Consider the following 19325-nt stretch of genomic DNA (forward strand, 5'->3'; position numbering starts at 1 on the left):
CTGACGATTCTTCACCGCGTCGCACCCGCTGCCGCAGGCGCTCCGGGGAAGGCGAAGGGGCGGATCAAGGGGGCCGCGCGGACCCCCGCGGCTGCCCCCGGGTCTGCCCGCACGGTCAGATGTAGCCCTCCCGCAGGGCGTAGGCCACGGCGTGGGCGCGGTTGCGCAGATGCAGACGGGTGGTCAGCCCGTGCATGACGTTCTTGACGGTGCGCTCGGAGTAGGAGAGCTTGCCCGCGATCTCTCCGGTGTCCAGGCCTTCCGCGACCAGCCGCAGGACGTCGACCTCGCGTGCCACGAGGCCCGACGTGGGGGTGCCGGGGTGGCCCGCCGCGGAGCGCTGGAGCGTACCGACCTGGCTCATGAGACGGCCGAGGAGGTCGGCCGGGAGGTCGCCGTCACCGCGGGAGGCGGCGAGCACGGCCTGCAGCAGTCGGTGCGCCGTCGCTTCGTGACGCCAGACGACGGCGCCGACCCCGCACTCGATGACGTCGAGGAGTTCGGACTCGCGGACCGCGCTCACGACCAGGACGGCCCGGGCGCCTTCGCTGCGGACCAGTCTGCGCAGCTGCGCGAGCATGGGCTCGTCCGGTGTCTCACCGATCAGGACCGCCACGGTCCCGGGCCTGACCTCCGTTCCCTCGCGGAGCTCGACCACCGGGTGCTGGCGCAGCTGACTGACCGCGCCCGCCCGGGAGATGGGATCCGCGGTGTGGACGACGACCGGGATCCGCTGCCCCGGTTCCGCGCCGCCGGCCTCCATGGTCCGTAATGAACTACGCACTCGAATTCCCCCCCATATCGGCGCGCCCACGCCGTGGCGGGGCCTGCCAATCGCAGGCACAAATCGGATACATGTGCCCATCAATGGTTCGCACAATCGTAGGGTCGGGCCGGGCGCCGCAGGCGGTCGAACACGCCGCGTCCGGGGCGGGGCGGCACCGAAGTGTCCGAAAGGAAGCGGGCGTTCGGCGAGACCGAGGGGCCGGGCACGCGGGGCCGCAGGGGTGGGGCATTGCGCCCACCCCTGGACGTTTCCGCTGGTCAGATGGGTTCGTACGCCCTGCCCGCACCGTGCCATGGAGGCCGTCCACACGCCGTGCGGGACGACACTCGTTCTGAGAGCGCTCCCAGCCCGGGTCGACCGAATGTCGATCCCGACCACGTCGGGCCGGCGGCGTGCCCGCCCTGGGCCCGCCCGGGCCCGAGGCGGCGGCCGGCCGGCCGGCGCGCGCGGTGCTGACCGGGTTCGAGCTGGAGACCGTGCTGCCCGCGCGCGGCCTGCGCCGCACGGCGCATCTGAGCGGTGCCCAGGGAGTCCAGGCCCGGCTGCCGTTGGCCCCGCGCCAGGCGTGGGCCGCCGGGGCGCCGTACACCACGCTGCCCGCCCGCCGAGAACGCTCTCAGCGAGCCGTACGCCGCGGGGCCGACCCCGTACCCGCCGCCGCGAACCCTCCTCGCCCTGGGCGGCCCGCTCACCGACCTCGTCCGGGGCATGCGCGCCGGGCGCAGAGCCCGGCGGACCTGCCCGCGATGGGCCGCAGGACCGTCGCCCTGTAGCCGGCGTGCGCCTGCGCGAAGGGGGGGTCGCTGTGGGCCATGTGCCTCATGCGACCGGGACACCTCGTATCGGAACCTTGATGAGGAATTCGCACACGCGGACGCCGAACAGGAAGAGACCACAGATGAAACGCAAGATCATCGGATCCGCGCTCGCCCTCACCGCCCTCGCAGGTGCAGTGCTCTGCGGGTCCCGGGGCAGCCGGAAGGCCCTCACGGCCGCGAAGTCCTTCACCGCCCCGGCCCGCAGGGCGAAGGCGGGGCAACACCTCACCGATTGCCACGCGGCCAACTGCCCCGGCTGCAAGCCCTAGGGTCGCGCCCTCCGCCCCGGACTCCCCCGGCGCCCGCCGCCCCACGGCGGCGGGCGCCGCCGTGGGGCGAGGGTCCCGGCGCCCGTACCGAGCCGTCAGCCCGACTCCGCCTCGCCCGTCACCGCCACCGCCACCGTCGAGCGAGGCAGTACCGCGAGGACCCGGGTGCCGCGCCGCAGGCGCTCGATCGTGCACCTGCCGCCGATTTCGGCGGCGCGGTCGGCCATCGAGCGCAGGCCCACGCCGCGGGTGCGGGAGCCGTGGGCAAAGCCGATGCCGTCGTCCTCGACGGTGAGGGTGAGAGCGCGTTCGTCGACGTCCACCCGGAACTCGGCGCGGCGGGCGCGTGCGTGGCGCAGGACGTTGTTCAGGGCCTCGGCCGCGATCCGGTAGGCCGCCACCTCCACGGCCGCCGGGAGGGGCGGCAGCGGGGAGGGGTCGAGGATGGCGCCGACGGTGAGCGGGGCGCCGTCGAAGGCGGAGACGAGCTGGCGGAGGGCTCCGCCGAGGCCCAGTTCGCCGAGGGGCGCGGGCCCGAGCCGGTCGGTGATGCGCCGTACCTCCTGGATCGCCATGCCGAGGTCGCCGGAGACGCCGCGCAGCTGGTCGCGCAAGGGGTCGCCGTCCGCCAGCCGGGCGGTGGCGTTGTCGACACGCAGCCGGAGCCCGGCGAGGGCCGGGCCGAGGCCGTCGTGGATGTCGCGCCGCAGACGGCGCCGCTCCTCCTCTCGTGCGGTGACGATCCCGATGTTCCTGGAGGGGCTGCGCGGTGCCCTGCTTCCGCAGGACGGCTTCCAGGTGGTGGGTGAGGCGTCTTCCGCCGAGGAGGCCTTCGCGCTGAGTGCGCGCAGCGCCCCGCAGGTCGTCGTGCTCGACCTGGGGCTGCCCGACGCGTCCGGGATCGAGGTGACCCGGCGGCTGCTGAGCGAGCGGCCCGGGACGCGGGTGCTGGTGCTGAGCATGTCCGAGGACGACGACAACCTGCTGGCGGCGGTACGGGCGGGAGCGAGTGGCTATCTCGTCAAGGGCGCAGGGCGTGCGGAGATCATCGCGGCGATCCGGACCGTGGCGGGAGGCGGCGCGGTGTTCGGTCCGCGGATCGCCGAGCGGTTGCAGTCGTTCTTCGGGGCGCTGGCGGCGGCCCCGGGGCGACAGGTGTTCCCGGAGCTGACCCCGCGCGAGCTGGAGATCCTCGACCTGCTCGCGAGCGGCCTGGACTACCGCCAGATCGCACGGCGGCTGACGATCTCGGACAAGACCGTCCGCAACCACGTCACCAACATCTTCACCAAGCTTCAGGTGAACGACCGCGCCCAGGCGATCGTCCGGGCGCGCAACGCGGGCCTCGGCACCGACGGGGCGCCGCCGCCCTCGCACGGCTGAACGGAGGCCTCGCCGGGCCGGGCGGGAGACGGCCACGCGCCGGGCGGTGTGCGCGGCACGACGGGCGGTACGACGGGCGGTGTTCCCAGGTCGACGGGCGCTACGACAGGCCATGGCGTCGTCCTCCTCGCATACCGGGCCCGGTGCGGAAAGGGCCCACTCTCGTCCGCCCGGGGTCCCCGGCGCATGAGGCCCCTGGCCCGTTCGTGTCCCGCCCTCCCCGGGGGCCGGCGCGCCCGGGCCCGGCTGGGCGGTGGAGCGGTCACCGGGCTCAGGTTCCCGGGGCGCCGGGACGCGGACAGTTGGGGCATCGAAGCCGCTTCCCGAGCACGACAGGAGGGCCCTGATGTCCGGCACCACGCAGAGGCGGGGATTCCCCGACCCGAGAGAGCTGCGCCGCCGCAACCGCCAGACCGTCGAGACGGATACCGACATGACCCGCGCGAGGCCCGGTTGGGCGAGCGTCGTGGAAGACGTCCTGCAAGAGCTGTGCCACCGGGGCGCCGAGCAGCAGCCCGAGTGGCCCGACCCCGCACAGGTCCGGCGGATACGCGCGGTCCTCGCGGCCCGCCCGGCGCTCGTACGGCCCGAGGACCTGAGCGCGCTCGGTGTCTTCCTGGCCCGGGTCGCCACCGGCCAGGCCCTGGTCGTGCAGAGCGGTGACTGCGCCGAGGACCCCGAGGAGCGCGGCCCGGGCAGCGTGGGCCGGCGCGTCGCCGTACTGGAGCTGCTGGCGGGCGCGCTGCGCACGGCGACCCGTAAACCCGTGGTGCGGGTGGGCCGCATCGCCGGCCAGTACGCCAAGCCCCGCTCCAGCCCCGTCGAGCGCGTGGGCGCTCTGGAACTCCCCTCGTACCGGGGGTACTTGGTCAACGGTCCCGAGCCGGATCCGGAGAGCCGCCGGCCCGATCCGCTGCGGATCCTGGTCGGCTATCTGGCCGCCGGAGACGTCATGGAGCATCTGGGCTGGCGCGGGAGCCGTGCGGCGCGGGGCTTCGAGCCGCGGGTCTGGACGAGCCATGAGGCGCTGCTGCTCGACTACGAAGTGCCTCTGCTGCGCCGGGACGACGAGGGGCGGCTGTTCCTGGGGTCGACGCACTGGCCGTGGATCGGCAAGCGGACCCGCCGGATCGACGGTTCCCATGTCGTCCTGCTCTCCCGGGTGAGCAACCCGGTGGCGTGCAAGGTCGACGCGGAGCTGACGCCGGCGGAACTGCTCGCCCTGTGCGAGAAGCTCGATCCGGGGCGCCGGCCCGGGCGCCTCACCCTCATCGCCCGGATGGGCGCCGATCAGGTGCTGGACCGGCTTCCGCCGCTCGTCACGGCGGTCCGGGCGGCCGGGCATCCGGTGAGCTGGCTCACCGACCCCATGCATGGCAACACCGTTACCGCGTACGACGGGAGGAAGACCCGTGTCGTGGGGACCGTGCGCCGGGAGGTCGCCCTGTTCCAGCGGGCCGTCGCGTCCGCGGGAGGCGTCGCCGGCGGGCTGCACCTGGAGACCACCCCGGACGACGTGACCGAGTGCGCCACGGACCGGGCCGGGCTCGGCCGGGTCGGCGACCGGTACACGAGTCTGTGCGATCCGCGGCTCAACCCGTGCCAGGCGCTCAGCGTCGTCTCGGCCTGGCGCGGCTGACGGACCGTGGAACTCCCCCTGGAACACCAGGGCTTGATCGTGGCGCCCACGCCGTGAGGACTCGAGAGAAGGCCTCGATTCAATGGTCGTACGTGAAGAATCCGCGGCCGCTCTTCTTTCCGAGCATTCCCGCCTCGACCAGCCGCAGCAGCATCGGCGGCGGCGCGTACAGCGGTTCGGCGAACTCCTGGTGGAGGGCGTCGGCGACCGACTTGATGACGTCGAGGCCGATCAGGTCGGCCAGGCGCAGGGGTCCCACCGGGTGCCCGCAGCCCAGGGTCATGCCCTGGTCGACCACGTCGGCCGTCACCTGCCCGGACTCGACCATGCGGATCGCGCCGAGCAGGTAGGGGATGAGGAGTCCGTTGACGACGAAGCCCGCCCGGTCGGGGGCCTCGATGACGGTCTTGCCGAGGGTGCCGGTCAGCAGGTCGCGGGTGCGTGTGCGGGTCGCTTCGGTGGTGTGGAGGGCGCTGACCAGCTCGACCAGGGGCATGACCGGCACCGGGCTGAAGAAGTGGACGCCGATGACCCGCTCCGGGTGGCGGGTCGCCCCGGCGAGCCGGCTGATCGGGAGGGAGGAGGTGTTGGTGGCCAGGACGGCGTCCTCGTCCTTGAGGATGCCGTCGATCCGGTCGAACAGCGCGGTCTTGAGGTCCTCACGCTCGGGAACTGCCTCGATCACGAACTCGCGGTCGGCGAGCTGGTCGAGGTCCGCGGTCACCTCGATGCGGCCGAGGGCGGCGTCGCGGTCCGGCTCGGTGAGCCTGCCCTTGCGGATGCCCTGGTCGAGGGAGCGGCGCAGGCGGCTCAGGGCGGTCGGTACGGCGTCGGCGCGGGCGACGACCACGCGGACGTCGAGGCCGGCCCGGGCGGCGATGTCGGCGATGCCCGCGCCCATCACTCCGCAGCCGACGACTCCCAGACGGACGATCGGTTCATGGCTCATGACTGCTCCTGCCAGCGCATCAGGGTCGCTCCGAGCGACATGCCTCCGCCGAATCCGGCCAGGAGCACCAGGTCGCCGTCGCGGATCAGGCCGGAGCGGCGGCCGTCGTCCAGGGCGACCGGCACGGAGGCGCTGCCGACGTTCCCGTACTTCTCGAGGGTTCGGTGGGTGTGGGCGTGGGACATCCCGGCCTTCTCCACCAGGCGTCGCAGCAGCACTCCGTTGGGCTGGTGCGGCACGAAGTGGTCGACATCGGCGGCCGGGACGCCGGTGCGGCGCAGCAGCCGGTCCAGGGCCGGCGGGACGTTGTCCATGACGAAGTCGCGGACGCCGCGGCCTTCCATGCGGAAATAGTGGCCGCCGTCCTCGACGATCCGCGGTGTGAGGGGGATGCGGCTGCCGCCCGCCTCGACCCGGATGAGGTGGTGCGCCTCGCCGCGGCTGGACAGTTCGGTGCCGAGGAAGCCGTGGCCGTCGCGGACCGGGCCGACGACCGCGGCGCCCGCGCCGTCGCCGAGGAGGACCGCGGTGCGGTGGTCGCCGTAGTCCAGGATGCGGGAGTAGACGTCGGCGCCGATGACCAGCGCGTAGCCGTCGGAGCGTCCGGCGAGGAGGCTACGGGCCAGTTCGAGGCCGTAGACGAAGCCGCTGCACACCACGTTGATGTCGAAGCAGGCGGCGGAGGAGGCGCCGATGGCGTGCTGGACCAGGTAGGCGGTGGGGGGCTGGGGCGAGTCGCCGGTGGACGTCGACACGATCAGGTGCTCGAGCCGGCTCGCGGGGATCCCTGCGGCGTCCAGCGCGTTGACGGCGGCGCGCGCGGCGAGGTCGGAGGTGGCCTCGCCCGGTGCCGCGTACCGCCGGGTGAGGATCTCGGTCCGTTCCTCGATCCATTCGGCGGTGATGTCGCACCACTCGGCGAGCTCTTTGTTGCTGACCTCCCGCTCGGGCAGATGGGAGCCGGTGCCGACGATGCCGAGCGCGTTCATCGGCCCGTACCCGTCGCCGCCGGGATCGGGGCGTGGCGCCGCCAGGCGGTGAGGCGTTCCTCGCCGATACGTTCCCGGGCGGCCGGGTCGGTGACGCCGAGGCCGTCGCACGGAGCCAGGCAGCGGACGCCGACCTTGCCGATGTGCCGGTTCTCCTGGACGAGCCGTGCGGCGTCCGCGACCTGCTCCAGCGGGAAGACGGTGCTGAGCACCGGCACGAGTCTTCCTTGGTTGAACAGCCGCAGGCACTCGGTCTGCTCCTGGAGGTTGGCGATATGGCTGCCGACGACCCGCTTCAGGTTCATCCAGAGGTAGCGGTTGTCGTACTGGTGCTGGTATCCGGTGCTGGACCCGCAGGTCACCACGGTGCCGCCACGCCGGACGACGTGCACGGAGGTCCCGAAGGTGGACCTGCCGACGTAGTCGAAGGCGATGTGCGGGTCCTCGCCGATCTCGGCGCGGATGACGCGGCCGAGGCGGCGGCCCAGTTCGGCCGGGTCGGCGGCGCGGTCGGCGGTGTCGTCCATGCCGATCTCCCGGCGGTCGACGACCACGTCACAGCCCTGTCGGCGCAGGAAGTCCGCCTTGGCCTGGGAGCTGACCACGCCGACCGCGATGCCGCCGCCGCTGCGGACCATCTGCACCGCGTACGCGCCGAGGCCGCCGGTCGCGCCCCAGATCAGGACCACGTCGCCCTGCTTCATCCGGGCGCCGTGCTCGCCGACCAGCATGCGGTAGGCGGTCCCCGCGCACAGGGTGACCGAGGCCGCCTCCTCCCAGGTGAGGTGCGGCGGTTTGGCGACGAGCTGGCTGGCGCGGACCACGGTGTAGTGGGCCAGGCCGCCGAAGTTCGTCTCGTACCCCCAGGCGCGCAGGTGCGTACCCATCATCCCGTCGTCGTGGGAGCCGGGGTCCTGGTCGTCGACGTAGGCGGGGCTCACCACCACGTGGTCGCCGGTCCGCCAGTGCCGTACGCCCGCCCCGACGCGCACGACCACGCCCGCGGCGTCCGAGCCGACCACCTGGTGGGGCAGGTCGTGGCGGGTGGCGTAGCCGCCCTGCCGGGCGAAGCGGCGCAGTGCCGTGAAGGTGGAGATCGGCTCGAACTGCGCGGACCAGACCGTGTTGAAGTTGATCGAGCTGGCCATCACCGCGACCACGACCTCGTCGGGCGCCAGTTCGGGCATGGCCACGTGCCCCACATGGAGGGTCCGCCGTACGTCCTTGTCGGCGAGCCCGGCCAACGACTCGGCGTCGTCGGCCCGCAGGTGCCCGGCCAGGAACTCCTCGGGCAGGGGAATGTGTTCCAGTTCCTCGGGGGGCGCGCCGTTGAGCACGGCCTTGCTGAGCAGGTCCATGTGGGTTCCTCGCGATCAACGTCGAGATCCTGCCGGCGGCGGGCGGCGCCGGACGGTGCGGGAGGCGACGGGGGGTCGTCGGACGGCGATGGGGGGTCTTCCGACGGCGACGGGGTGTCTTCGGACGGCCGGGTCACTCGGGCGGCGTTTCCAGCTGGATGGCCGAGACCGGGCAGTAGTCGGCCGCCTCCTCGGCCGCCTCGCGCAGATGGGCGGGCGGCCGGGGGTTCTTGAGCAGCACCTTGCCGTCGTCGCCCTGGTCGAAGAGGTCGGGCGCGACCAGGGAGCAGGCGCCGGAGCGGCAGCAGGCCCCGGAGTCCACCCGCAGCAGCAGGGGACCCGGCCGGTCCTCGGCGCTCACGCGGAGGCCTCGGTGCGCGGCTCACCCCAGGTGACCGGCAGGTCGACGGTGCCGAAGACCAGGGTTTCGGTACGGAAGGGGACCTGCGAGTCCGGTACGGCGAGGCGCAGATCGGGCAGGCGGGTGAGCAGCCGCTCGAAGGCGATCTGGAGCTCGATCCGGGCCAGGGTGTGGCCGACGCACAGGTGCGGGCCGTGGCCGAAGCTGAGGTGGGGGCGGCTGCGGCGCCGGACGTCGAGGGTGTGCGGGTCCTCGTAGACGCTCTCGTCGCGGTTGCCAAGGAGCGGCGAGACGACGATGCCCTCGCCCGCGGCGACGGTCTGGTCGCCGACCCGTACGTCCTCGGTGGCGATGCGGGTGATGCCGAACTGGAAGATGCTCAGGTAGCGCAGGAGCTCCTCCACGGCGCCGCGCAGCAGCTTGGGATCGTCCCGGACGAGGGCGAACTGCTCGGGGTGCATGAGCAGCGCGGCGGTCCCGGTGGTGATCATGTTGGCGGTGGTCTCGTGACCGGCTGCGAGCAGCAGGTACGAGGTGAGCAGCAGCTCCGGCCGGTCCACCTTGCCGGGCACCAGGTAGTCGGCGACGAGCCGGCTGATCATGTCGTCGCCGGGCTCCTTCTGCTTGCGGGTGACCAGCTCGTCGAGGTACGCGCTGAGCGCGGCCTTGCTGTTGGCGATCCGCTCCGGCGCGCCGGCCCGGTGCGGGTCGAACAGCGCCTCCAGGTGGGTGGTGAAGAACTCCGCGTCCTCGTACGGCACGCCGAGCAGCCGGCAGATGGAGCTGGACGACACCGGGATGCCGTACGACTCATGGAGGTTGGCCGGTGGTCCCTGGCGCACCATCTCGTCCAGCAGCTGGTCGCAGGCCTGCTCGATCTCCGGGCGCATCGCCGCGACGCGCTTCACCGAGAACTCCCCGGCGAGCATGGTGCGGTAGAAGGCGTGGTCCTCGCCGTCCATCCGCATGAAGGAGCCTTTGAGGACCGGCCGCATCTTCTGCCGGTACAGCGTCGGGAAGCCCTCCCTGCCCATGTCCGAGCTCATCCGCGGGTCGTCGAGCAGGGCCCGCGCCGCGTCGTAGCCGGTCACCAGCCAGGCGGGCCCGGTGGGCAGTTGCACTCTGACCAGCGGCGCCTGCCGCTGCAGTTCCAGCAGCCCGTCGGGCGGGTCGTAGGGACAGGTGCGGTCGGTGATCGGGTATGCGGGCAGCTGCTCAGCCACTGCGACCTCTTCTCCTGCTCGGGCGGCAAGATCCGGAACCTCCGCGGTACGGCCCGAGGTTGGCACAGGGCCGCGGCGGCAGACGCTCAAACGTGAGCGGGCGCCTTTGATCGGTGCGCCTATCGTCGGGGCGGTTTCCCAGCGCACGAGCCTGGAGGTCGCGGTGACGATGTACGACCACGTCGGAGGCGAGGGCCCGCTCCGGCGCCTGGCCGAGGTGTTCCACCGGAGCGCGGTGGCCGACCCGCTGATCGGGCGCCTTTTCGACTACGCCGGTGACACGCACGTACGCCATCTGACCGCGTACCTCGTCGAGGTGTTCGGGCACGGCAGCGCCTTCACCGACGAGATCGGCGGGTTCGAGCACGTCAAGAAGATGCATGCCGACCTGCGCATCACCGACGAGCAGCGGGACCGGTTCGTGGAGCTGATGATGGCCGCCCTGGACGAGGCGGAGCTGCCCGGGGACGAGAGGTTCCGCACCCGGTTCGAGCAGGAGCTGCGCCGGGCGGCGGCGATCACCACCCGGGCGTCCCGGATGAGCCAGGCCGAGCTCGACACCCGGCACGGCCGGCTCGGAAGGTGGACCTGGTGACCCGCGCGACGCATTCCGCTCCGGTCGACGAGGTGGTCGCCGCGGTCCGCGACGCGTTCGACGGACGCGAGCCCTCGGCCGGGGAGCCGGTCCTGCCGCCCGGCGCCGATTCGATGACGGCGGTCCGCCTGGCCCTTGCCCTGGAGGACCGGCTCGGCGTCGCCGTGCCGCTGAGCTGGCTGCGCGCCGGGCATGACGCGGCCGCGCTCGCGGCACTGGCCGCCGAGGCCGCCGAGGGCGGTGGCGGGACGGGGCCCGGGCTGCGGCTGACGGCGGCCGCGGAGTCAGCCGGCCCCGAAGTCCCCTTCTCGCCCACGGCACTTCAGCAGGCGTACCTGGCGGGCAAGGAGGAGGAGCTGACGCGCGACGCCGTCGGCTGCCACCACTACCGCGAATTCGCGGTGCCCGCGCTGGACGTCGACCGGCTGCGCCAGGCGTGGTCGGCCGTACAGCACCGGCACGCCATGCTGCGCTGCGCCCTCACCCCCGACGGCAGGCTGCGCATACGGCCCGCTCAGGACCGGCCGGTCCCTGTGCATCCGGCCGGTCACGACCCGGCCGAGGTACGGGCGCGTCTGTCCCGGCGCCGGTACGCCGCCGAGGACTGGCCCCTGCACGAGCTGGAGGTCACCCGGCTCCCCGGCGGGGACGGGGTGATCCACCTCGCCGTCGACGGCCTGATCTGCGACGGCCACAGTCTGTTGGTGCTGATGCGGGACCTGTGGCGCGCGTACGACGGCTCTCCCGGGGACGTGTCGTCCGAGCCCGCCCCGACGCCTTTCCGCGCCTTCGCTGCCGCCGTGGCCGAGGAGGCCACCGGCGCGCGGTACGCCGAGGACCTCCGCCACTGGGAACGGCGGCTGGCCGACCTGCCGCCGGGACCCGGCATCGTGCGCGCCCCCGCCCGCGAGGCGGGCGACGTGGGCGGCGGGCCTGAGCGGCGCCCGCTGACCGGATCGCTCGACGCGGCCGCATGGGCGGCCCTGCGGGAGGTGGCGGCACGGCGGGGGGTGACCGCGACCGCGCTGCTGCTGAGCGAGTTCGCGACGACCCTGGCCGACGCCGGGGCGGAGCTGCCGTTCAGTCTCGTCCTGACCACCAGCGACCGGGCGCGGATGCGGGGCGCCGACGACACCGTCGGCACGTTCACGTCGACGCTGGTCTTCCGGGTCCTCGACACGGACGCCGACGCCGTGCACCGGCGGCTCGCCGAGGACCTCGACCACGCGACGGTGCCGGGGGTGGCCGCGTTGCGCCGCCGCCGCGGGCGCGTACCGGACCTGCCCGTGGTGTTCACCAGCATGCTCGACGACGCGCCGCCCGCGTCCGGCTTCACCGAGCGCCACGCGGTCGGCCGGACCTCCGGGGTGGCGCTCGACCACCAGGTGTGGGAGGCGGACGGCGCGCTGCACTTCCGCTGGGACGTGGTCGAGCGGGCCTTCGCCGCGCCCGGCGCGCAGGCCCTGCACGAGGCGTACACCGCCCGGCTGCGCACCCTGGCAGGCGTTCCCGAACCGGCGGCGCCGGCCGCGCTGAACGACCTTCAGGAGGCGTATCTGGTCGCCCGGGCGCTCGGTCCCGACGACGCCGGGGGCTGCCGCATGGTGCTGGCCTACGAGGTCGCGGACCTGGACCTCGCCCGCCTGCGGCAGGCGCTGGACCGCCTGGTGGCCCGGCATCCGGTGCTCCGCGCCTCCATCGACGCCGAGCAGGGCCCGCGGCCGGCCCCCCGGCCGGCCCCGCCGCCCGTGGCGGAGGTCCCGCTCACGCCGGAGATCCGCGAGCAGCTGCTGCGGCAGCCGTTCCCGCTGGGCGAGGGCCATCTCGACGTCCGGTTGGGGCGCGGCGGGGACGGCCGGGACGTCGTGTTCCTGACGGTCGACCTCGCGCTGATCGACGCGCGCAGCATCCACCTGGTGGGGAGGGAGTTGATGGGGCTGTACGCGGGCGGCGTGGACGACGACGTCGCGCCTCGGGACCGTTCCGACGCAGCACCCCCTCGACGGGCGCCGGGCGAGGCGCGGGAGTACTGGCGGCGGCGGGTGGCCGCGCTGCCGCCTGGGCCCCGGCTTCCGGTCGTACCCGACGACGGCTCCCGCAGGCGGCTGCGGGGCACGCTGCCGGGGTGGGACACCGTGGTGGCCGCCGCCGCGGACCACGGCTGTTCGGCCGACGGGCTGTTGCTGGCCGCGTACGCGCGGGCCCTGTCGCCGGGGCTCGGCGATGTGTTCACGATTCCGGTGGTCCGCTGGCCGGACGGCACGGACGCGGCCCGGCCGGCCGAGCGGACCGCCCTGAGCTGGGTGACGGTCACGGCCGAGGGGTGTCCGCTGTTGGACCTGGCCCGCCGTTACGACGCCGTGCTGGCCGAGGACCGGACCGCCGACGCGGCCGGCGGACTGGCGGAACTGCGCCGTTCCCGCCGTGCCGGCTCCGCCCTGCCCGTCGTCTACACCAGCCTCTTCGACCTGGACGAGCACCCCCTGCCCGACGGCGTCACGGCCGGGGACTGGATCACCAGCACGCCGGGCGTGGCGCTGGACTGCGTCGCGGTCCAGGACGGCGACGTACTGGAGTACGCCTGGGACGCGCTGCCGGAGCAACTGCCCGAGGACTGGCTGGAGGAGGCCTTCGCGCGGTTCGCGGCCGACCTGGCGAGTCTGGCCTCGCTCCCCCGGACACCGCTCGACGACCCGCAGCTGCCCCCGGCGCGCTGGAACGACACCACCCGTCCCTTCCCGGCCGACCTCCCGGTGCAGGCCCTGATCGAGGACCAGGCCCGGATCCGGCCGTCCGACGTGGCGGTGCGCTGGGCCGGTGGCGCGCTCACCTACGCCGAACTGGACCTGCGTGCCAACCGGCTGGCGTGGACGCTGCGCGAGGCGGGCGTGGGCCGCGGTGACGTGGTGGGGGTCTCGGTGCGCCGCGGCCCGGACATGGTGGTCGCGGTCCTCGGCATCCTCAAGGCGGGCGGCGCCTATCTGCCGGTGCTGCCGTCCCTGCCCCGCGACCGCGCCGCGGTGATGCTCGGCGACGCGGCCGCCTCCTTCCTGGTCCGTGACGCGTCGTGCGGGTGGGCGGCGTCGGTGCCGGAGGTACGGCCGGTCGATCTGGACGCGGTGCTCGCCCGGCCGCACGCGCGGGAGGCCACCGCGCCGGAGCCGGTGAATGACGTGGACGACCTGGCGTACGTGATCTTCACGTCGGGCAGCACCGGGCGGCCCAAGGGGGTCGGCGTCACCCACCGCCCGATGCTCAACCTGTTCGAATGGGCCCGCCGCACCTTCGGTTTCGGCCCCGGCGACCTAGGCCTCTGCGTCACCTCTCTCGGCTTCGACCTGTCCGTCTTCGACATCCTCGGACTGCTCAGCCTGGGCGCGGCGCTGTACGTCGCCGACGAGGAGCAGCAACGCGACCCGCGGCTCCTGCTGCGGGTGCTCCAGAGCGAGCCGGTGACGTTCTGGAACTCTGCGCCGACCACGCTGGCGAATCTGGCCCCGGACTTCGACGACCTTCGCGACTTGTCCGGCGGTGACACGCTGCGTCTGGTGTTCCTCAGCGGCGACTACACCCCGCTGTGGCTGCCCGACCGGCTCCGGACGGCGTTCCCCCATGCGACGCTGGTCAGTCTGGGCGGGGCGACGGAGGCGACCGTCTGGTCCAACTACTTCGTGGTGGACCGGGTGGATCCGGGCTGGCGCAGCATCCCCTACGGCCGCCCGATCGACAACTCCCGCTACTACGTCCTGGACGAGCGCCGCCGCCCGGTGCCGATCGGGACCGAGGGCGATCTGTACATCGCCGGCGAGTGTCTGGCCGTCGGCTACTACCGGCAGCCCGAGCTGACGGCGGAACGGTTCGTCACCGGGGACTTCCCCGGGCTGCCCGGGCTGCCGGAGACCCGGATGTACGCCACGGGCGACCGGGCCCGCTACGGGCCGGACGGCGTGATGCACTTCCTCGGCCGCCGCGACGGGCAGGTCAAGGTGCGCGGGTACCGCGTGGAGCTGCCGGAGATCGAGCACCGGCTGCGGACGCATCCCGGTGTCGCGGACGCGGTGGTGCTGTTGCGGAAGAGCGCGGCCGGGGAGGACCGGCTGGTGGCGTACGTCCTGCCGGACAGCACGCCCCCGCCCGCGGAGGAGCTGCGGGCCCACGCGGCGGCGGCACTGCCCGACTACATGGTGCCGGGCGTGGTGGCGTTCGTCGCGGAGTGGCCGGCCACCGCCAACGGCAAACTGGACCGCGACGCCCTGCCGTGGCCGGTCACCGGCCAGTCATCCGCACCAGCCGCCACCGCCGACGCCGCACCTGCCGCGACGGCCGCCGACGCGGCACCGGCCGCATCTGCCGCACCTGCCGCACCTGCCGCACCTGCCGCCGAGGACGTCGAGCGGATCGGCGCGCTCTTCGGCGAATTGCTCGACCTGCCGCCGGTCGACCCGAGGGCGGATCTGTGGGAGCTGGGGGCCACCTCGTTCACCATGGTGCGCGCCAGCCGGGTCCTGCGGGAACGGTACGGGCGCGAGGTGCCGGTGTCGGTGCTGCTGGCCGAGCCGACGGTCGAGGCCATCGCGTGGCAGATGTCCGGCACGTCCGGTCCGAAGCAGGAGCCGGAGGCGGCAGGCGCGGCCCAGCCTCAACCGGAGCAGCCTCAACAGGCGGTCGAGGCCCCGCAGGTGGACTTCTTCGCCGCCGACGACCGGCGCCGCTTCAAGGACGGCGACTTCGGTCAACGGCCCGCCTCTGATCGGGTCCGGCCGTTGCCGCTGGCCGGTGACCGGCCGACCGAGGGGCAGCGACGCTGGCGCGCCAGCCGCCGCCCGCTGGCGGGGCGGCAGTTGGACGCCGAACGGCTCGGCGACCTGATGAAGGTGCTGGCCCGGACGAGCGGACAAGCCGAGTCCGGTGCGCTGTACCCCTCCGCCGGTGACACCTACGCCGTGCAGGTCTACGTGCTCGTACGCGACGGAGCCATCGACGGACTGGACGGCGGCGCCTACTACTACCGGCCGCGCGAACATGTCCTGGAGCCGCTCGGGACCGGCGCCGACGTGCCGGTCACCGCGCACGTCTTCTACAACCGGCCCTTCGCCGCCCGCGCGGCCGCCGAGATCTACCTGGTCGGCGAGTTGCGGGGCATCGAGCCGCTGTACGGCGCGCAGGCGCCGCGCTATCTCGCCCTGGAGGCCGGACACATGGCCCAACTGCTGATGCAGCAGCAGGTGCCGTCCGGCGTCGCCGTCTGCCCGGTGGGCGACCTGCGGCAGAGCGACCTCGCCGAGGCGCTGGGGCTCGGGCCGTCCCACACGTTCCTGCTGGGTCTGCTGTGCGCGCCGCTCGACGCGGCCGGTGAGGACGATCCCGGCGAGCCGCTGTGGACGGTTGCGGGCGGCGCGTCCAGGCCGCGTACGAGCGAGATCGCGGTGGTCGGGATGGCGGGCCGGTTCCCCGGCGCCGTCGGCCCGGACGCGTTGTGGCGGCTGCTGCACGAGGGCCGCTCGGCCCTGCGCCCCATGCCGCCCGCCCGTACCGCCGCGCTGGGCTGGTCGGGCCCGCCTCCGATCGGGGGGTTCCTGGACACGCTCGGCCCGGTCGACCTGCGGCCGTTCCGTATCTCCCCCGCCGAGGCCGACGCCCTGGACCCGCAGCTGCGGCTGCTGCTGCCGACCGTCTGGCAGTGTCTTGAGCAGGCCGGGCACACGCCCCGGTCCCTGACCGAGGACGGGGGCCGGGTCGGCGTGTTCGTGGCGTCGATGTGGGACGACCATCTCGCCGCGGCCGGGGACGGGTGGGAGCGCGGTGACGCCGTGGAGGTCGTTGCCACTCGGGCGACCGCGCCGAACCGGCTCTCCCACACGTTCGGCTGGCAGGGGCCGAGCCTCGCGGTGGACACCGCCTGCTCGTCGTCGCTGACCGCGCTGCACCTCGCGATCGAGGCGCTGCGCGCGGGCGAGTGCGACAGCGCGGTGGTCGCCGGGGTCAATCTGGTGACGCACCGCCGGCACGTGGGGCTGCTGGCCGGCCTCGGTCTGCTCGCCGCACCGGACGACGGACGCCCGCGCGGCGCGTACGACGAGGACGCGCCCGGCTGGTACGTGGGCGAGGCCGTCGGCGCCCTGCTGCTGCGGCGCGCCGACACGGCCGTACGGGAGGGGGACCAGCTGCACGGCATCCTCGAGGCGTCGTTGTGCGGTCACGCGGGCGGGGAGGGGCGCTTCGGGGCGCCGGGCCCGGCGCCGCTGACCGCTTCGCTGCTGCGGATGATGACGGACGCCGGGCTGGATCCGGCGACCGTGTCCTACGTGGAGAGCGCCGCGGCGGGCGCCGGACTCGCCGACGCGGCCGAGTTCGCGGCCTTCGCCGAGCTGCTGGCCGGCAACGGCGGGCCGGTGCCGATGGGCACGCTCAAGCCGAACCTCGGACACTCCGAAGCGGCGGCTGGTATCGGCCAGTTGATGAAGGTGATGCTCCAGCTGCGGCACGGCCGCATCGCCCCGACCCTGGTCTCCGACCGGCCAAGTCCGCTGGTCGACTGGGACGGCAAAAGGCTGTTCGTGCCCCGACGGGCGATGGACTGGACACCGGCCGACGGGCCACGGCGGGCCGTCGTCAACGCCGTCGGCTCGGGCGGCTCCTACGGCCATGTGGTCGTACGCGACGCGGGAGGGTCACGATGAACGGGCACGGGACGGCGAACGGGGACCGGCCGGCGAACGGGGACTGGACGGCGAACGGGGACTGGACGGCGAACGGGGACTGGACGGCGGGCACGCGCGATCCGCAGGCGGCGGTGCGGATGCTCTGCTTCGCCCATGCCGGCGGCGGCAGCGCGCTGTTCCTGCCCTGGCGCCGCATGCTGGCGCCGGACGTCGACGTCGTCCCGATCCTGCTGCCCGGCAGGGAACGGCGCCTCCACGAACCGCCGTACACCCGCATGGCCGACCTGATCGAGGATCTCGTACCGGCCCTGGAGCCGTTGCTCGACCGGCCGTACGTGCTGTTCGGGCACAGCATGGGCGCGATGGTGGCCTACGAGGTGGCGCAGCGGCTGCGCCCCGCTCCGGGCATGGTGTTCGTCTCCGGCCGCCGGGTGCCCGGAGTGACGGGCGAACGGCATCTGCTCGGCGACGGGGACCTCCTGCGGGTGGTGACGGGGCTCGGCGGCACCCCGACGGCACTGCTCGACTCCCCGGACCTGGCCGGGCTGTTCCTGCCCGCCCTGCGGGCCGACTTCCAGCTGGTGGAGACCTACCGTCCGCAGGCCACCCCGCCGCTGGGCTGCCCGCTGACCGCGCTCACCGGCGACGCCGACCCCGAGGTCACCCCGGCGCAGATGGCGCGCTGGGGCGACCTCACCGCCGGCGGCTTCGGCCTGCACGTCTTCCCCGGCGACCACTTCTATCTCAAGGGGCTGCCGGAGGCGCTGCGCCGCACCCTGCTGGAGGGGATCGGCCGCGTCAGCCGGCAGCCCGCCACACCACGGTGGAGTTGAAGCCGCCGAAGCCGAAGGCGTTCGACACGGCCCAGCGCAGGGGGGCCTTGACGGCGGTGTCCCCGGCCAGGCGCGGGGCACCGTCGATCGGATCGCGCAGCCATGGGTTGGGGTGCACGAATCCCTCACGCAGCTGGACCACGACGGCGACCGCGGACAGCATCCCGGCCGCGGTGAGCGCGTGCCCGGCCAGTCCCTTGAGGGCGTTCACCCACGGCGACGCCGCCGCGAAGACCTCGGCGACGGCGTCTGCCTCGGCCCGGTCGCCGAGCGGGGATCCCGTGCCGTGCGAGCTGATCAGGTCCACGTCAGCCGGGGTGATCCCGGCGTTCTCGATCGCGCGGGCCATGACGGCCGCCTCCCCGGCCACGGTCGGATCGGGCTGGCTGTTGGCGTCGAGACCGGCCGCGTATCCGGCCAGCTCGGCCAGGGCCACCGCGCCGCGGCGGTCCGCGGAGGCAGCCGACTCCAGCACCACCGCGGCCGCGGCGGGGCCGTGGACGAAGCCGCGGTGGGAGCGGTCGAAGGGGCCGCCGGGGCCGCTGCCGACGGTGGGCACCATCGCGCCCAGGTTCAGAAAGCTGCGCAGCTCGGCCGGTGCGGGCTCGGCCAGGGCGCCGACGACCAGACAGGCGTCGACGACACCCCAGGCGATGAGGCGGGCGCCCTGACCGAGGGCGAGGTTGCCGCTGGCGGAGGCTCCGCCGACGGTCAGCCCCTCGCCCCGGATGCCGAACGCCTCGCTGAGCGTGGCCACATGGTCGGTGTCCTGGAACTGCAGCGCCAGCCGGGGCGGCACCAGCATCGGGTCACGGTCCATGCGCCCCGCGGCCGCGGCGCTCTGGGCGCCGTTGAGGTTGTTGCCCGCGACGACCACGCCGATCCTCCGTGGGTCGAGGCCACGCCGGTCCAGCCCAGCCGCCCGCCAGGCCTGGCCCGCGACCGCCAGCGACGCGCGGACCGGCCGGGAGGTGCGGCGCGTCGTCCCGGGTGGAAGGGCCGCCGCCGCGAGCGCCTCGCTCAGCGCGGTGTCCGGCAGGGCCGCCCGGTACGGCACGGTCTCCTCGGCGGCGGTTCGGGCGATCGCACCGCGGCCGGCGCGCAGCGCCCGGGTCAGCCGCGGCACGTCGGGCCCGAGCGGCGACAGCACGCCCAGACCGGTGACGGCGACCCGGACTCCGGAGGAGGTCACCGGTACCGCTCGAAGAGGCCGACCAGGTCGGCGACCGGCATGCCCTGGCGGAATTCGGTGATCGGGACGAGCACGTCCAGGTCGTCCATCACATTGGTCACGACCTCGCTGCGGTCCACGCTGTTGAGGCCGAGCTCGGCGAGGGTGCGCTCGGGCACCACCTCGTCCGGCCGGAGGTCGGGCAGGATGGCGGTGACGTGGTGGCGGATGGCGGCCAGTACGGCCCCGTCGGTCGGGTGGATCCGGTGCATGCGATGTCCCTTTCCG

At 74.0% G+C, this 19325-nt stretch carries 16 protein-coding genes; 7 read left to right on the top strand and 9 right to left on the bottom strand.

The genetic code is table 11. From position 1 onward, the window contains the following. Positions 1–115: 115 nt before the first annotated feature. Positions 116–763 (bottom strand): helix-turn-helix transcriptional regulator, encoded by a 648-nt coding sequence (locus ACZ7LT_RS27580; protein WP_471238807.1) that lies wholly within the window; start codon positions 761–763, stop codon positions 116–118. A 416-nt stretch (positions 764–1179) separates the two neighbouring features. Between ACZ7LT_RS27580 and ACZ7LT_RS27585 the strand changes: the two genes are divergently transcribed. Both ACZ7LT_RS27585 and ACZ7LT_RS27590 read left to right on the top strand, forming a co-directional pair. After that, on the top strand, positions 1180–1560 hold the full coding sequence (locus ACZ7LT_RS27585) for a hypothetical protein (protein ID WP_471238808.1): 381 nt from the start codon (positions 1180–1182) through the stop codon (positions 1558–1560). A 125-nt stretch (positions 1561–1685) separates the two neighbouring features. Beyond that, positions 1686–1874, top strand: a complete 189-nt coding sequence (locus ACZ7LT_RS27590; RefSeq protein ID WP_471238809.1) for a hypothetical protein — start codon at positions 1686–1688, stop codon at positions 1872–1874. 95 nt (positions 1875–1969) lie between these two features. Here ACZ7LT_RS27590 and ACZ7LT_RS27595 read toward each other — a convergent pair whose 3' ends face one another. Beyond that, positions 1970–2725 (bottom strand): sensor histidine kinase, encoded by a 756-nt coding sequence (locus ACZ7LT_RS27595; protein WP_471238868.1) that lies wholly within the window; start codon positions 2723–2725, stop codon positions 1970–1972. Here ACZ7LT_RS27595 and ACZ7LT_RS27600 point away from each other — a divergent pair. Together ACZ7LT_RS27600 and ACZ7LT_RS27605 are read left to right on the top strand one after the other, a co-directional pair. Continuing rightward, positions 2610–3257, top strand: coding sequence for a response regulator (locus ACZ7LT_RS27600; protein ID WP_471238810.1), 648 nt, complete (start codon positions 2610–2612; stop codon positions 3255–3257). The genes ACZ7LT_RS27595 and ACZ7LT_RS27600 overlap by 116 nt on opposite strands. Before the next feature lie 466 nt (positions 3258–3723). Continuing rightward, positions 3724–4896, top strand: coding sequence for a 3-deoxy-7-phosphoheptulonate synthase (locus ACZ7LT_RS27605; RefSeq protein WP_471238869.1), 1173 nt, complete (start codon positions 3724–3726; stop codon positions 4894–4896). A 79-nt stretch (positions 4897–4975) separates the two neighbouring features. Here ACZ7LT_RS27605 and ACZ7LT_RS27610 read toward each other — a convergent pair whose 3' ends face one another. The 5 genes from ACZ7LT_RS27610 to ACZ7LT_RS27630 all read right to left on the bottom strand — a co-directional run bounded on the left by ACZ7LT_RS27610 (position 4976) and on the right by ACZ7LT_RS27630 (position 9776). After that, positions 4976–5845: a 3-hydroxybutyryl-CoA dehydrogenase gene (locus ACZ7LT_RS27610; RefSeq protein ID WP_471238811.1), complete on the bottom strand. Its 870-nt coding sequence runs from the start codon at positions 5843–5845 to the stop codon at positions 4976–4978. After that, a complete protein-coding gene (locus tag ACZ7LT_RS27615) occupies positions 5842–6834 on the bottom strand; it encodes a 3-oxoacyl-ACP synthase III family protein (RefSeq protein ID WP_471238812.1) in 993 nt (330 codons plus the stop codon). The genes ACZ7LT_RS27610 and ACZ7LT_RS27615 overlap by 4 nt, the downstream gene beginning before the upstream one ends. After that, positions 6831–8192 carry a crotonyl-CoA carboxylase/reductase gene (gene ccrA, locus ACZ7LT_RS27620; protein ID WP_471238813.1) on the bottom strand — a complete coding sequence of 454 codons (1362 nt, stop codon included), beginning with the start codon at positions 8190–8192 and terminating at the stop codon, positions 6831–6833. The genes ACZ7LT_RS27615 and ccrA overlap by 4 nt, the downstream gene beginning before the upstream one ends. A gap of 133 nt (positions 8193–8325) precedes the next feature. After that, on the bottom strand, positions 8326–8553 hold the full coding sequence (locus tag ACZ7LT_RS27625; protein WP_471238814.1) for a ferredoxin: 228 nt from the start codon (positions 8551–8553) through the stop codon (positions 8326–8328). Continuing rightward, entirely contained in the window at positions 8550–9776 is a 1227-nt protein-coding gene (locus ACZ7LT_RS27630; protein WP_471238815.1) for a cytochrome P450, read from the bottom strand. Before ACZ7LT_RS27630 ends, ACZ7LT_RS27625 begins: the two co-directional genes overlap by 4 nt. Before the next feature lie 169 nt (positions 9777–9945). Here ACZ7LT_RS27630 and ACZ7LT_RS27635 point away from each other — a divergent pair, with 169 nt between their 5' ends. Genes ACZ7LT_RS27635 through ACZ7LT_RS27645 form a run of 3 tightly spaced genes read left to right on the top strand, consistent with a single transcriptional unit; the run spans position 9946 to position 17866 of the window. Further along, positions 9946–10371, top strand: a complete 426-nt coding sequence (locus tag ACZ7LT_RS27635; RefSeq protein ID WP_471238870.1) for a group II truncated hemoglobin — start codon at positions 9946–9948, stop codon at positions 10369–10371. Then, positions 10368–17051, top strand: a complete 6684-nt coding sequence (locus tag ACZ7LT_RS27640) for an amino acid adenylation domain-containing protein (protein ID WP_471238816.1) — start codon at positions 10368–10370, stop codon at positions 17049–17051. Before ACZ7LT_RS27635 ends, ACZ7LT_RS27640 begins: the two co-directional genes overlap by 4 nt. Next, positions 17048–17866, top strand: a complete 819-nt coding sequence (locus ACZ7LT_RS27645; protein WP_471238817.1) for a thioesterase II family protein — start codon at positions 17048–17050, stop codon at positions 17864–17866. The genes ACZ7LT_RS27640 and ACZ7LT_RS27645 overlap by 4 nt, the downstream gene beginning before the upstream one ends. Here ACZ7LT_RS27645 and ACZ7LT_RS27650 read toward each other — a convergent pair. Further along, on the bottom strand, positions 17832–19058 hold the full coding sequence (locus tag ACZ7LT_RS27650; RefSeq protein WP_471238818.1) for a beta-ketoacyl synthase N-terminal-like domain-containing protein: 1227 nt from the start codon (positions 19056–19058) through the stop codon (positions 17832–17834). The genes ACZ7LT_RS27645 and ACZ7LT_RS27650 overlap by 35 nt on opposite strands. After that, positions 19055–19309, bottom strand: a complete 255-nt coding sequence (locus ACZ7LT_RS27655) for a phosphopantetheine-binding protein (RefSeq protein ID WP_471238819.1) — start codon at positions 19307–19309, stop codon at positions 19055–19057. The genes ACZ7LT_RS27650 and ACZ7LT_RS27655 overlap by 4 nt, the downstream gene beginning before the upstream one ends. Between the last annotated feature and the right edge of the window lie 16 nt (positions 19310–19325).

The organism is Streptomyces sp. NPDC039465, assembly GCF_055639315.1.

Excerpts from the sequence above, each read along its gene's own strand:
- ACZ7LT_RS27580 (WP_471238807.1), bottom strand. The coding sequence starts at position 763 with ATGGAGGCCGGCGGCGCGGAACCGGGGCAGCGGATCCCGGTCGTCGTC.
- ACZ7LT_RS27590 (WP_471238809.1), top strand. The coding sequence starts at position 1,686 with ATGAAACGCAAGATCATCGGATCCGCGCTCGCCCTCACCGCCCTCGCA.
- ACZ7LT_RS27610 (WP_471238811.1), bottom strand. The coding sequence starts at position 5,845 with ATGAGCCATGAACCGATCGTCCGTCTGGGAGTCGTCGGCTGCGGAGTG.
- ACZ7LT_RS27615 (WP_471238812.1), bottom strand. The coding sequence starts at position 6,834 with ATGAACGCGCTCGGCATCGTCGGCACCGGCTCCCATCTGCCCGAGCGG.
- ccrA (WP_471238813.1), bottom strand. The coding sequence starts at position 8,192 with ATGGACCTGCTCAGCAAGGCCGTGCTCAACGGCGCGCCCCCCGAGGAA.
- ACZ7LT_RS27635 (WP_471238870.1), top strand. The coding sequence starts at position 9,946 with ATGTACGACCACGTCGGAGGCGAGGGCCCGCTCCGGCGCCTGGCCGAG.
- ACZ7LT_RS27645 (WP_471238817.1), top strand. The coding sequence starts at position 17,048 with ATGAACGGGCACGGGACGGCGAACGGGGACCGGCCGGCGAACGGGGAC.
- ACZ7LT_RS27655 (WP_471238819.1), bottom strand. The coding sequence starts at position 19,309 with ATGCACCGGATCCACCCGACCGACGGGGCCGTACTGGCCGCCATCCGC.